The sequence below is a fragment of the Streptomyces sp. NPDC052052 genome (genome assembly GCF_040680455.1).
GTDB lineage: Bacteria > Actinomycetota > Actinomycetes > Streptomycetales > Streptomycetaceae > Streptomyces.
Window position 1 is genome coordinate 1 of the sequence record NZ_JBFAWU010000011.1, and the last position, 12,956, is coordinate 12,956.

Here is a 12,956-nt window from a genome sequence, read left to right on the forward strand (position 1 = left end):
CGCCCATGCGGGTGGCGGACTCCCGGCCGGCCCGCAGCACCTCCTCGTGGTTGAGCGGTTCCCCGCTCAGCCCCGCCGCCAGGTTGGTGACCAGCGAGATGCCCAGTACCTCGGCCCCCGCCTCCCGTGCGGCGATGGCCTCCAGCACGGTGGACATGCCGACCAGGTCGCCGCCCATGACCCGGACCATGTTGATCTCGGCCGGGGTCTCGTAGTGCGGGCCGGGGAACTGTACGTACACGCCCTCTTCGAGGGTCTCGTCGACCTCCTTGCACAGCGCGCGCAGCCGCGGCGAGTACAGGTCGGTCAGGTCGACGAAGTTGGCGCCGACGATGGGGGACGCGGTGGTCAGGTTGATGTGGTCCCTGATCAGGACCGGCTGTCCGGGACGCATGCCCTCGCGCAGACCGCCGCAGCCGTTCGTCAGGACGACGGTCCGGCAGCCCGCGGCGACGGCGGTACGGACCCCGTGCGCGACAGCGGCCACGCCGCGGCCCTCGTAGAAGTGCGTGCGGCCGAGGAAGACCAGGGCGCGCTTCTCGCCGATCCGGTACGAGCGGATCGTGCCGCCGTGCCCCTCCACTGCGGGGGCCGGGAAGCCGGGCAGGTCGGTCACCGGGAACTCGGCCTCCGGCGTGCCGAGCGCATCGCCCGCGGGTGCCCAGCCGGAACCCATCACGAGTGCGACGTCGTGGGTCTCGGCACCGGTCAGCTCGCGCAGGCGGGCGGCGGCGTCGGCGGCTGCGGCGTGCGGGTCGCCCTGGATGTTGTCCGGGATAACTGATGCGTTCACGCGATGAGGGTAGCCGGTGATTCCCTACGCGCGTAGATGCCCCTCTACAGACTCTGACCGGATGTGCACATACATTCCTACAAAAAGGCTGGTCGAGCGGTCAGCACGGACGCTTGCGGAGTTCCATCACATAGTCGTGCGGCGCGCCCGCGGACTCCGCGGCATCGGCGATCTCGCCCAGGTAGCGGGCGGATGGCAGCCCGCCCTCGTATCCGTTCAGTACGTACATCCAGGCCGGCTCCTCGCCGTCCAGGGTGTGTACCCGCACCCGCAGCCGCCGGTAGATGTCCAGGCCGACGCCCTCCCACCGGTCCATGGAGTCCTCGTCCAGCGGAGCCAGGTCGTACAGCGCGACGAAGACCTGGGAGCGCGGGGCCTCCACCACCGTGGCGAGCGCGCCCTCCCAGCCCATCTGCTCCCCGCCGAAGGTCAGCCGCCAGCCGTTGAGCCAGCCGGTGCCGCGCAGCGGGGAGTGCGGTGCGCGGCGCGTCATCAGCCGCGCGTCGAGGTTGCCGGCGTACGCGGCGTAGAGCGACATGGGATCGAGAGTACGGGAGGTCGTGGGCGGAACGTCGACTCCCGCGAGGAAGACTCTCACCCGCGGGCCCGGTCCAGGCCCCCGGACCAGCCCCCGAGCCCCGCCACGCCCGCTTCCGCCCTCGTTTGGAGGGCCCCGGAGCGAAGCACCTTGGCGCGTGCGGGACAATGAAGTACGTACTGCATTCCCCGGGGTCACCCCCCGGACCCCCGGCCGGGGCAGCAGACGGCCGCGGGATGACATACGCGAGGCGGACTTTTCGTGACCCGGATCGTGATCATCGGCGGAGGACCCGGCGGGTACGAGGCGGCGTTGGTGGGCGCCCAGCTCGGCGCGGAGGTGACCGTCGTCGACTGCGACGGCCTCGGCGGCGCGTCGGTGCTCACCGACTGCGTGCCCTCGAAGACCCTGATCGCGACGGCAGAGGTGATGACCACCTTCGACTCCTCGTACGAGGAGCTGGGCATCATCGTCGCCGACGACACGCCGTACAACGAGCATGCGGCCCGGGTGGTCGGCGTCGACCTCGGCAAGGTCAACCGACGGGTGAAGCGTCTGGCGCTCGCCCAGTCCCACGACATCACCGCCTCCGTCACCCGTGCCGGCGCGCGGGTGCTGCGCGGACGGGGCCGTCTCGAAGGCCTCCAGGCCGCCGACGGCTCCCGCACGGTCGTCGTGACCGCCGCCGACGGCACGGAGGAGAGGCTCACCGCCGACGCCGTCCTGATAGCGACCGGTGGCCACCCCAGGGAGATCCCGGACGCGCTCCCGGACGGCGAGCGCATCCTGAACTGGACCCAGGTCTACGACCTCGACGAGCTTCCCGAGGAGCTCATCGTGGTCGGCTCCGGTGTGACGGGTGCCGAGTTCGCGGGCGCCTACCAGGCGCTCGGCTCGCGCGTCACGCTCGTCTCGTCCCGCGACCGGGTGCTGCCGGGCGAGGACCCGGACGCCGCCGCCGTGCTGGAGGACGTCTTCCGGCGCCGCGGCATGAACGTCATGGCCCGCTCCCGCGCCCAGGCGGCGAAACGTGTCGGCGACCGGGTCGAGGTCACCCTCGCCGACGGCCGGGTCATCTCCGGCTCGCACTGCCTGATGGCGGTCGGCGCGATCCCGAACAGTGCGGGCATGGGCCTGGAGGAGGCCGGGGTCCGGCTGAAGGAGTCCGGCCACATCTGGACCGACAAGGTCTCCCGCACCAGCGCCCCCGGCGTGTACGCGGCCGGTGACGTCACCGGGATCTTCGCTCTCGCCTCGGTCGCCGCCATGCAGGGCCGGATCGCGATGTACCACTTCCTCGGGGACGCGGTGGCCCCGCTGAACCTGAAGACGGTCTCCTCGAACGTCTTCACCGACCCCGAGATCGCCACCGTCGGCTACACCCAGGCCGACGTCGACGCCGGCACGATCGACGCACGGGTGGTCAAGCTGCCGCTGCTGCGCAACCCGCGCGCCAAGATGCAGGGCATCCGCGACGGCTTCGTGAAGATCTTCTGCCGGCCGGGCACCGGCATCGTGGTCGGCGGCTGTGTCGTCGCGCCGCGGGCGAGCGAACTGATCCACCCCATCTCGATCGCGGTCGACAACAACCTGACGGTCGAACAGATCGCAAATGCCTTCACCGTGTACCCGTCCCTGTCGGGATCGATCGCCGAAGTGGCCCGTCAGCTGCACACGCGCAAGCTCACCGCCGAGTCGTAGAACCCTCCGGGAACTCGGTCTTCCCGGCCGTTCACGGCATCCTGACCGCCGGTCGGGGGTTCGGCGGTCAGGAGCGAGCAACAAAGGGGCCGCCTATATCACTTGGCGGCCCCTTCCGCGTACAACTTCCGTTATTCGGCGCAAACCGCTGAAAACACTCGGGCGGCCACGTTACTGTCAGTTTCGTGTTCGCTGCAGAACGTCGTCAATTGATCCTCGAAATGGTGCGCGCCAACGGGGCGGTATCGCTCCGTGAGCTCGCCCGCGTCGTCCAGACCTCCGAAGTGACCGTGCGTCGGGACGTGCGGGCGCTGGAGGCAGAAGGACTCCTCGACCGCCGGCACGGCGGTGCGGTCCTGCCGGGTGGTTTCACGCGCGAGTCCGGCATTCCACAGAAGTCCCATCTCTCCACGGCCGAGAAGACTGCCATCGCCGACCTGGCAGCCGGTCTCGTCGAAGAGGGTGAGGCCATCGTCGTCGGTGCCGGTACGACCACGCAGGAGCTCGCCCGCCGGCTCGCGCGCGTACCCGGTCTGACCGTCGTCACCAACTCGCTGCTGGTCGCCCAGGCGCTGGCCCACGCCAACCGGGTGGAAGTGGTGATGACCGGCGGGACCCTGCGCGGCTCCAACTACGCCCTGGTGGGCAGCGGGGCCGAGCAGTCCCTCCAGGGCCTGCGGGTCTCGCGCGCGTTCCTCTCCGGGAGCGGGCTCACCGCGGAGCGTGGCCTGTCCACGTCCAACATGCTCTCGGCGAGCGTGGACCGGGCCCTGGTGCAGGCCGCGGCGGAAGTGGTGGTCCTCGCGGACCACACCAAGCTCGGCTCCGACACCATGTTCCAGACGGTGCCGACGGATCTCATCACCCGCCTGGTGACGGACGAACCGCCCGGCCACGACGAGCGTGCCGCCACCGAACTGCAGGCCCTGGCCGACCAGGGGGTGCAGATTGCGGTGGCCGGCGCCGGAAGCGGCCCCGCGTCGGCCGAGGTTCCCCCGCCGGGCCCCCGGGGCCGCCGGGACATGCCCCTGCCCGGTCAGCGGCGTACCCGGGGGAGCGGCCCCGGGGCACCGCAGCTGCGGAGTGCGGCGGTGCTGGCCGAACCGGGGCAGGGGGACCGGGCGAGGGCCGCGGATCTGCGGCGCCGGTAAGGGATTTCGGCTCCGGTTTCCGCTTCCGGGCCGGGGAGGAATCGCGGCGCAGCCGGGCGGCCTCTCCGGTCCCACGGCCCGTCGGCCGGCTACGACCTCACCGACTCCCGTCCGCGTCGGGCGCCTTCAGCCCCTGCAACGTCAGCATCAGCAGACGATGCGCCAACTCCGGGTCGTCCGTCGCCTGTTCCGCGGCCAGCGCGATCGCGTTCGTCAGCTGCAACAGGTCGTCGATGGACACGTCCGCCCGCACGGCGCCACTCGCCTGCGCCCGTGCCAGCAGTGCCGCCCCCGCCTCGTGCAGCGGCACATGGCAGCGCGACAGGGCCGAGGACTCGTCCCGCGAGGTCGACATGAGCGCCTGGGCGAGCCCGCGGTACTCACCCGCATGGGTGATGATTGCGCCGAGCCACTCCACCAGGCCCCGGCACGGCTGCTCCGCCCCGGCGAGTTCGTGGGACCGGGCGATCAGGGAGGCCAGGGCCTCCTGGAAGACGGCGTTCATCAGCGCGTGCCGGTTCGGGAAGTGCCGGTACAGCGTGCCGATCCCCACGCCCGCGCGACGCGCGATGTCCTCCAGGGGCGCGTCCGTACCGTGTTCCGCGAAGGCGGTACGGGCCTCGCTCAGCAGCCGGTCGTAATTGCGGCGCGCATCGGCGCGCATCGGCCGAACCGACGTCTGTGCCGTGCTCATCGCCATGGCGCAGTCCTCCACTTTTTCCGCCCCGGCTCCAGGATGCCATTGGATATCCGGAGGAGTACTCCGGAGCGTTTCGGCCCTGCGGGGACGCGCCCGCCCGTCGGACGGACGACCGAGGCCCTCGGGAAGTCGCACGACTTCCCGAGGGCCCCGGAACACGAGCGGATGCCGCCCGGTCAGTCCTTGATCTCGCAGATCACGGCGCCGGACGAGACCGAGCTGCCGACCTCGGCGACGAGACCCTTGATGGTGCCTGCGCGGTGCGCGTTCAGCGGCTGCTCCATCTTCATGGCCTCCAGGACGACGACGAGGTCGCCCTCCTGGACCTCCTGGCCCTCCTCGACGGCGATCTTGACGATCGTGCCCTGCATCGGGGACGCCAGGCTGTCGCCGGACGCCGTGGAGCTGGACTTCTTCGCCGCGCGGCGCTTGGGCTTGGCCCCGGCCGCCAGCCCGGTGCGGGCCAGGCTCATGCCCAGCGACGAGGGCAGCGAGACCTCGAGACGCTTGCCGCCGACCTCGACGACCACGGTCTCGCGGCCGGTCTCCTCCTCCGGCTCTCCGTCGGCGACGGCGGTGAAAGGCTTGATGTCGTTGACGAACTCGGTCTCGATCCACCGGGTGTGGACCTGGAACGGGTTGCTGGTGAACGCCGGGTCGGCGACGACCGCACGGTGGAACGGAATGGCGGTGGCCATGCCCTCGACCTGGAACTCGGCCAGCGCGCGGGCCGCCCGCTGAAGGGCCTGCTCGCGGGTCGCACCGGTCACGACGAGCTTCGCCAGGAGCGAGTCCCAGGCGGGGCCGATGACGCTGCCGGACTCCACGCCCGCGTCGAGACGGACACCGGGGCCGGTCGGCGGGGAGAACACGGTGACGGTGCCCGGGGCGGGCAGGAAGCCGCGGCCCGGGTCCTCGCCGTTGATCCGGAACTCGAAGGAGTGCCCGCGCACGGCCGGGTCGTCGTAGCCGAGCTTCTCGCCGTCGGCGATCCGGAACATCTCCCGGACCAGGTCGAGACCGGTGACCTCCTCGGTGACCGGGTGCTCGACCTGGAGGCGGGTGTTGACCTCCAGGAACGAGATCGTGCCGTCCGTGCCGACGAGGAACTCCACGGTGCCCGCACCGACGTAACCGGCCTCCTTGAGGATGGCCTTCGACGCCGCGTACAGCTGCGCGTTCTGCTCCTCGGTGAGGAACGGCGCGGGGGCCTCCTCGACCAGCTTCTGGTGGCGGCGCTGGAGCGAGCAGTCACGAGTGGAGACGACGACGACATTGCCGTGGGTGTCGGCCAGGCACTGCGTCTCGACGTGGCGCGGCTTGTCGAGGTAGCGCTCCACGAAGCACTCCCCGCGGCCGAACGCCGCGACGGCCTCACGGACGGCGGAGTCGTACAGCTCCGGGATCTCCTCCAGGGTGCGCGCCACCTTCAGGCCTCGACCACCGCCACCGAAGGCGGCCTTGATCGCGATCGGCAGTCCGTTCTCCTTGGCGAAGGCCACGACCTCGTCGGCACCGGAGACCGGGTCGGGGGTGCCGGCCACCAGCGGGGCGCCCGCGCGCTGCGCGATGTGACGGGCGGCGACCTTGTCACCGAGGTCCCGGATCGCCTGCGGCGGCGGGCCGATCCAGGTCAGGCCCGCGTCGATGACGGCCTGGGCGAACTCGGCGTTCTCCGACAGGAAGCCGTAGCCCGGGTGGATCGCGTCCGCGCCGGAGTCCTCGGCCGCCCGGAGCACCTTGGCGATGTCCAGGTAGCTGGCGGCAGGTGTGTCACCGCCCAGGGCGAATGCTTCGTCCGCCGTACGGACGTGCAGAGCGTCGCGGTCCGGGTCGGCGTAGACGGCCACGCTCCCGATACCGGCATCCCGGCATGCCCGAGCAACACGGACAGCAATTTCGCCACGGTTGGCGATGAGCACCTTGCGCACGATGGCTCCCTCCTTGAAACAAGCTGAGTTTAGGGACTACCGACACGGTGGTACGACCCGTCCCTACTGGTGAGCTTGCCCACACGGAGTGTGATTCGAGGCCTGCTCCAGTCGCGAAATCCCTTGTGGCACCAAGGTACGCCGCGAATCATGACCGCACAGTAGCCACGAGGTGTGGTCCAGATCTCTGTCCGGGCAGGCAGTCGCACATGGGGATTCTTTGTGGAGTCCCCACTAATGGGGGAGTGATTCTTTGCCGGACGTGCCGAAGCGCGAGGAGCCGAGTGCGAAGAGCGCGCAGGGGGCGCCCTTCTCGGCTGCGGGCGTGAGCGAGAAGGGAGCAAGGAGCGGCGGGCCCTTGTCCGGAGCATTACCGGTTAGTAGGGTCCGCGCTGTCGGAGGTACTGCTGGTAACAGGGGGTGGGCGCCGTGGTGCGCAGACCGGTGGCGTTCGTGTCCGCGATCGTGCTGTTCGCGGAAGCCGTGGGCGTCGTGGTCCTCAACGGCATCCTGGCGACGGTCGTCGACAACCAGGACATGTCACTGGCCGGGATGGACCCCGGTGCCATGGTCAAGGGCACCTGGGCGATCGGCATCGTCTCCGGCGTCTATCTGCTGCTGTGCGGGCTGGCCCTGCTGACGGCCGGCATCCGTGACCGGGCGCCCGGCCGTGTCGCCCGTGTCGCCCTCATCGCCTGTGCCGTGGTGCACGGGGTGCTGGGAGCGCTGACGGTCGGCCTGGTCGGCTGGACCGCGTTCGCGGTGCTGATGGTGGTGCTCGGACTGATCGTGCTGACGCTGGTGGCGTATGGCCCCGGGGCCGACAGGGGACAGGGAGAAGGGACCGAACGGCCCGCGGACGGCGCCGAACCGGGCGCTCCGGCCACCGCCTGAGACGGCTCAGACCCAGAGTTCGGTCACGGAGATCCCCAGCTCGCCCAGGAGCCGGCGCAGCAGCGGCAGCGAGAGCCCGATGACGTTGCCGTGGTCGCCCTCGATGGAGTCGACGAACGGTGCCGAGCGGCCGTCCAGGGTGAAGGCGCCCGCGACGTGGAGCGGCTCGCCCGAGGCCACGTAGGCGGCGATCTCGGCGTCCGTGGGCTCGCCGAAGCGAACGGTCGTGGAGGCGGTCGCCGAGGCCGTACGCCCGTTCGCGGTGTCGATGACGCAGTGGCCCGTCTGCAGGACACCGGCCCGGCCGCGCATGGACTTCCAGCGGGCGATGGCCTCCTCGCCGTCGGCAGGCTTGCCGAGTGCCTGGCCGTCGAGTTCGAGGACCGAGTCGCACCCGATGACGAGCGCGCCCGCCGTCTCCGGCCTGGCCGCCACCGCTGCGGCCTTGGCCTCGGCGAGCACGAGGGCCAGCTCGGCCGGCGTCGGGGCGCTCAGGGCGTCCTCGTCCACTCCGCTGACGATCACCTCGGGCGCGAAACCGGCCTGTCGCAGCAGGCCGAGACGGGCGGGGGAGGCGGAGGCGAGCACGAGACGGCGCTGATCAGTCATACGGGCCATCGTAGAAGGGGCCGGCCGGAGTCCGGGGCGGAACCCCGGGCCGTGCGCGGGGCCACGCCCCGGGAGGGCCCCGCGCGATGCCGTGCCCCGCGCCTGGCCGGGGCACGACGCCGTCGCACCCTCTACCGCGTCCCGACCACGAACATCGCGACCAGCATCGCGAGCGCGAGGACCAGCCCCGCGCGCCGCATCATGTTCTGGGCGGCGCGCAGTTCCTCGGGCGGTTCGTTCTTCGGGTCGGACCACAGCATGAACCGATCGTGCTGCGACGGCGGACGGCGCGCCTGAGTACGGGTACTCAGGCGCCCGACCGCATGCGGGGTGCTTCCGCGCTCATCCGGGCCAGTACGTCCGGGCCCAGGCCCGCGGCCCCGGCAGACGGCGCTCGCGCCGGGCGATGCGCCCCGGATCGGCCCACTGGCCGGACAGCGTCGGGGCCTCGGACGGCAGGTCGGGCCCTGCCGCGGCCCGCGCCCGGACCACCGCGAGTGCGGCAGCCAGCTCCTCAGGGGTCGGGTTGCCCCGGACGACCTTGATCATGGTCAGGGCCCTTTCTAGAGGGGGATGTTGCCGTGCTTCTTCGGGGGCAGCGACTCCCGCTTCGTGCGCAGCTGGCGCAGCGCCTTCACGATGTGGACGCGGGTGTCGGACGGCATGATCACCGCGTCCACGTAGCCGCGTTCGGCCGCCACGTACGGATTGAGCAGCGTGTCCTCGTAGTCGGCGATCAGCTCGGCGCGGGTGGCCTCCGCATCGGCGGGGTCCGTGACGGCCGCGATGGTGCGGCGGTGCAGGATGTTCACGGCGCCCTGCGCGCCCATCACCGCGATCTGCGCGGTCGGCCAGGCGAGGTTGATGTCGGCGCCGAGGTGCTTGGACCCCATGACGTCGTACGCGCCGCCGAACGCCTTGCGGGTGATCACCGTGATCAGCGGGACGGTGGCCTCCGCGTACGCGTAGATCAGCTTGGCGCCGCGGCGGATGATGCCGCCGTACTCCTGGTCGACGCCGGGCAGGAAGCCGGGGACGTCGACAAAGGTCAGGACGGGCACGTTGAAGGCGTCGCAGGTACGGACGAACCGGGCGGCCTTCTCGCTCGCGTTGATGTCCAGGCAGCCCGCGAACTGCATCGGCTGGTTGGCGACGATGCCCACCGGGTAGCCCTCGACGCGGCCGAAGCCGGTGATGATGTTCGGCGCGAACAGGGCCTGCGTCTCCAGGAATTCACCGTCGTCCAGCACGTGCTCGATGGCGCTGTGCATGTCGTACGGCTGGTTCGCCGAGTCCGGGACGAGGGTGTCGAGCTCGCGGTCCTCGTCGGTGGTGGTGAGATCCGCGGGCTCCGGGAAGGCCGGAGCCTCGGAGAGGTTGTTCGAAGGAAGGTACGACAACAGCGACTTGACGTAGTCGATGGCGTCCTTCTCGTCGCCCGCCATGTGATGGGCCACACCGGAGGTGGTGTTGTGGGTGCGGGCGCCGCCGAGCTCCTCGAAACCGACGTCCTCGCCGGTGACGGTCTTGATGACGTCGGGGCCGGTGATGAACATGTGCGAGGTCTGGTCGACCATGACCGTGAAGTCGGTGATCGCGGGGGAGTAGACCGCGCCGCCCGCGCACGGACCGACGATCAGCGAGATCTGCGGGACGACGCCCGAGGCGTGCACATTGCGGCGGAAGATCTCGGCGAACAGGCCGAGCGCCACCACGCCTTCCTGGATCCGGGCGCCACCGCCGTCGTTGATGCCGATGATCGGGCAGCCGGTCTTCAGCGCGAAGTCCATCACCTTGACGATCTTCTCGCCGTAGACCTCGCCGAGCGAGCCGCCGAAGATGGTGAAGTCCTGCGAGTACACACAGACGGGGCGGCCGTCGACCGTGCCGTAGCCGGTGACGACACCGTCCCCGTACGGGCGGTTCTTCTCGATGCCGAAGTTGGTGGAGCGGTGCCGGGCGAACTCGTCGAGCTCCACGAAGGAACCCTCGTCCAGCAGCAGATCAACCCGTTCGCGGGCAGTCAACTTGCCCTTCGCGTGCTGCTTCTCGACCGCACGGGAGGAGCCCGCGTGCGTGGCTTCGTCGATACGGCGCTGAAGATCCGCGATCTTGCCCGCGGTGGTGTGGATGTCGATCTCTTCCGGCTCGGACATCGGGTGGCGGCTCCCTGCCTGGTCACGGGACGACTGTGCTGCTGATCAGGTTCGTAACACCTACTGTTCCGTAGCGTATCGGCGCGTATCCGGTTCGGCAGTGCGTCCTTTCCCACACCTAGTCTGGCTTGCATGACACCTTCGGATGCGTCACACAGTCGTTGGTCGGACCTGGACCGGCCTCCTCTGAACGTTCCCGCGCTGCGCCGCGGGCTGCTGAAGCAGGGCGGCCTGTGGACCTCGCTCGACGTCGTGGAGACCACCGGTTCCACCAACTCCGATCTGGCCGGGCGGGCGGGTGCGGGTCTTGTCGAGGGCGCCGTGCTGGTTGCCGAGGAACAGACCGCGGGCCGGGGCCGCCTCGACCGCACCTGGACGGCTCCGGCCCGCTCCGGCCTGTTCTTCTCCGTCTTCCTGACACCGGATGACGTCCCCGTCCACCGGTGGGGCTGGCTGCCGCTGCTCACCGGTGTCGCGATCGCGACGGGCCTGACCCGCGCGGCGGGCGTCGACACCGCTCTCAAGTGGCCCAACGACCTGCTCGTGACCGTGGCGGGCGAGGAACGCAAGGCGGGCGGCATCCTGGCCGAGCGCGCCGGTGACGGCGTCGTCGTGGGCATCGGCCTCAATGTCTCGCTGCACGCCGACGAACTCCCCGCCCCCACCGCCGGCTCACTGCTCCTGGCCGAGGCGGTCTCCACCGACCGCGAGACGCTGCTGCGAGGGGTGCTGCGCTCGCTGGAGCACTGGTACCGGCAGTGGCGTGCGGCGGACGGCGACGCCGCGCGGAGCGGTCTTCAGGAGGCGTACGCGGCCGGCTGCGCGACGCTCGGCCGGACCGTGCGCGCCCAACTGCCCGGCGGTCGCACGCTCACCGGCGAAGCCATGGCGGTCGACGGCGACGGCCGGCTGATCGTGTCCACCGCCGACGGCCTCCAGGAACCCGTGTCGGCGGGCGACATCGTGCATCTGCGGGGCGTCGGCGGCGGCCTGGTCTGAGCCGGCGCACCGACCGGGCCGGGCCCGCCGCCCGCGCGGCGCGGGGACCCCGCCCGCGGCGTGACCACGGGCCCGGGGACCCCGCCGGGGCGGCGCGGTGCGGCTGACCGGCCCGCCCGCGAGCAGTCCCGGCGCACCGGGCGACGTGAGCCACGGCACACCTGCCGTATCGTTGAGGCGATCCACCGACAGATCGGCAGGGCAGTGCGCAGGGAACGGGCAGGAGGCGGCTGGTGACCGTCGACGACACGACCTCCGGCGCGGGCGCGGAGCCCCCGTCGGACCGCTCGGTCCACCCGACACCGCATCACGAAGTCGACCACACGGCGGAACCGAGCGACGACCCGCTCGCGATCCGGCTCGAACAGCTGATCCTGGGCTCCGACCGTCAGTACACGGCGTTCCAGGCGGCCCGTACCGCCGGTGTCTCGATGGACCTGGCCTCCCGGTTCTGGCGGGCCATGGGCTTCGCCGACATCGGACAGGCCAGGGCGCTCACCGAGGCGGACGTACTGGCGCTGCGCCGGCTCGCCGGTCTCGTCGAGGCGGGCCTGCTCAGCGAGCCCATGGCGATCCAGGTGGCCCGGTCCACCGGCCAGACCACGGCCCGGCTCGCGGAGTGGCAGATCGATTCCTTCCTGGAGGGGCTGACCGAGCCGCCCGAACCCGGGATGACCCGGACCGAGGTCACCTACCCCCTGGTGGAGCTGCTCCTCCCGGAGCTGCAGGAGTTCCTGGTGTACGTGTGGCGGCGCCAGCTCGCCGCCGCCACCGGCCGGGTCGTGCAGGCGGCCGACGACGAGGAGATGGTCGACCGGCGCCTGGCCGTCGGATTCGCCGACCTCGTCGGCTTCACCCGGCTCACCCGGCGGCTGGAGGAGGAGGAGCTGGGCGAACTGGTCGAGTCCTTCGAGACCACCTGCGCCGACCTGGTCGCCGCCCACGGCGGCCGGCTCATCAAGACACTCGGCGACGAGGTCCTCTACGCCGCGGACGACGCGGGCACCGCGGCCGAGATCGCGCTGCGTCTGATCGAGGCGATGGCCCAGGACGAGACGATGCCCGCGCTGCGCGTCGGCATGGCGTTCGGCACCGTCACCACCCGAATGGGCGATGTCTTCGGTACGACGGTGAATCTCGCCAGCCGGCTGACCTCGATAGCGCCGAAGGACGCCGTCCTGGTGGACGGGGCCTTCGCGGAGGAGCTCACGCGCACCGGCGATGCCCCGGCCTCCGAGGCCAAGGCGGCGGCGGAGGCCGCGGCGGCCGAGCGGGAGCGCCGGGAGGGCGTGGAGCCGGCGCCTCTGCCCTCGTATCGCTACGGGCTGCAACCGATGTGGCAGCGACCGGTGCGCGGGCTGGGTGTGGTGGAGCCCTGGCTGCTGGCGCGCCGGGGCACGGCCTGATCCTGCTCCGGGCCGTTCCCTCCTCCGGACCGTCCCCGCACTATTTTCTGTCGCCCGACAGAAACTCCCCCTAGGATC

Annotated in this window: 13 protein-coding genes; 5 read left to right on the plus strand and 8 right to left on the minus strand. The window is 71.1% G+C overall.

Annotated features, from left to right (window positions below; translation table 11 throughout):
• A partial coding sequence (locus tag AB0L71_RS14985) for a purine-nucleoside phosphorylase (RefSeq protein ID WP_365242510.1) occupies positions 1-793 on the minus strand: 793 nt, incomplete at its 3' end.
• Between the two features lie 100 nt (positions 794-893).
• Positions 894-1,331 (minus strand): gamma-glutamylcyclotransferase, encoded by a 438-nt coding sequence (locus AB0L71_RS14990; protein WP_365242512.1) that lies wholly within the window; start codon positions 1,329-1,331, stop codon positions 894-896.
• A 261-nt stretch (positions 1,332-1,592) separates the two neighbouring features.
• Between AB0L71_RS14990 and AB0L71_RS14995 the strand changes: the two genes are divergently transcribed.
• Both AB0L71_RS14995 and AB0L71_RS15000 read left to right on the plus strand, forming a co-directional pair.
• Positions 1,593-3,032 (plus strand): NAD(P)H-quinone dehydrogenase, encoded by a 1,440-nt coding sequence (locus AB0L71_RS14995; protein WP_365242514.1) that lies wholly within the window; start codon positions 1,593-1,595, stop codon positions 3,030-3,032.
• A gap of 185 nt (positions 3,033-3,217) precedes the next feature.
• On the plus strand, positions 3,218-4,183 hold the full coding sequence (locus AB0L71_RS15000) for a DeoR/GlpR family DNA-binding transcription regulator (protein ID WP_365242516.1): 966 nt from the start codon (positions 3,218-3,220) through the stop codon (positions 4,181-4,183).
• Positions 4,184-4,280: 97 nt separating this feature from the next.
• Here the strand turns inward: AB0L71_RS15000 and AB0L71_RS15005 are convergent, their stop codons facing one another.
• Both AB0L71_RS15005 and AB0L71_RS15010 read right to left on the minus strand, forming a co-directional pair.
• Positions 4,281-4,883, minus strand: a complete 603-nt coding sequence (locus AB0L71_RS15005; RefSeq protein WP_365242518.1) for a helix-turn-helix domain-containing protein — start codon at positions 4,881-4,883, stop codon at positions 4,281-4,283.
• A gap of 176 nt (positions 4,884-5,059) precedes the next feature.
• On the minus strand, positions 5,060-6,814 hold the full coding sequence (locus tag AB0L71_RS15010; protein ID WP_365242520.1) for a biotin carboxylase N-terminal domain-containing protein: 1,755 nt from the start codon (positions 6,812-6,814) through the stop codon (positions 5,060-5,062).
• Positions 6,815-7,234: 420 nt separating this feature from the next.
• Between AB0L71_RS15010 and AB0L71_RS15015 the strand changes: the two genes are divergently transcribed.
• Complete coding sequence (locus tag AB0L71_RS15015; protein ID WP_365242522.1) at positions 7,235-7,708, plus strand: hypothetical protein; 474 nt, start codon at positions 7,235-7,237, stop codon at positions 7,706-7,708.
• A gap of 6 nt (positions 7,709-7,714) precedes the next feature.
• Here AB0L71_RS15015 and AB0L71_RS15020 read toward each other — a convergent pair whose 3' ends face one another.
• The 4 genes from AB0L71_RS15020 to AB0L71_RS15035 form a co-directional block, all read right to left on the minus strand.
• Positions 7,715-8,326, minus strand: a complete 612-nt coding sequence (locus tag AB0L71_RS15020) for a nucleoside triphosphate pyrophosphatase (protein ID WP_365242524.1) — start codon at positions 8,324-8,326, stop codon at positions 7,715-7,717.
• Positions 8,327-8,448: 122 nt separating this feature from the next.
• A complete protein-coding gene (locus tag AB0L71_RS15025; protein WP_365242526.1) occupies positions 8,449-8,577 on the minus strand; it encodes a hypothetical protein in 129 nt (42 codons plus the stop codon).
• Between the two features lie 82 nt (positions 8,578-8,659).
• Positions 8,660-8,866 (minus strand): acyl-CoA carboxylase epsilon subunit, encoded by a 207-nt coding sequence (locus tag AB0L71_RS15030; protein ID WP_365242528.1) that lies wholly within the window; start codon positions 8,864-8,866, stop codon positions 8,660-8,662.
• 14 nt (positions 8,867-8,880) lie between these two features.
• Complete coding sequence (locus AB0L71_RS15035) at positions 8,881-10,473, minus strand: acyl-CoA carboxylase subunit beta (protein WP_365242530.1); 1,593 nt, start codon at positions 10,471-10,473, stop codon at positions 8,881-8,883.
• Positions 10,474-10,605: 132 nt separating this feature from the next.
• Between AB0L71_RS15035 and AB0L71_RS15040 the strand changes: the two genes are divergently transcribed.
• Both AB0L71_RS15040 and AB0L71_RS15045 read left to right on the plus strand, forming a co-directional pair.
• Positions 10,606-11,472 (plus strand): biotin--[acetyl-CoA-carboxylase] ligase, encoded by an 867-nt coding sequence (locus AB0L71_RS15040; protein ID WP_365242532.1) that lies wholly within the window; start codon positions 10,606-10,608, stop codon positions 11,470-11,472.
• Positions 11,473-11,705: 233 nt separating this feature from the next.
• Positions 11,706-12,878: an adenylate/guanylate cyclase domain-containing protein gene (locus tag AB0L71_RS15045; RefSeq protein WP_365242534.1), complete on the plus strand. Its 1,173-nt coding sequence runs from the start codon at positions 11,706-11,708 to the stop codon at positions 12,876-12,878.
• Positions 12,879-12,956: the final 78 nt, after the last annotated feature.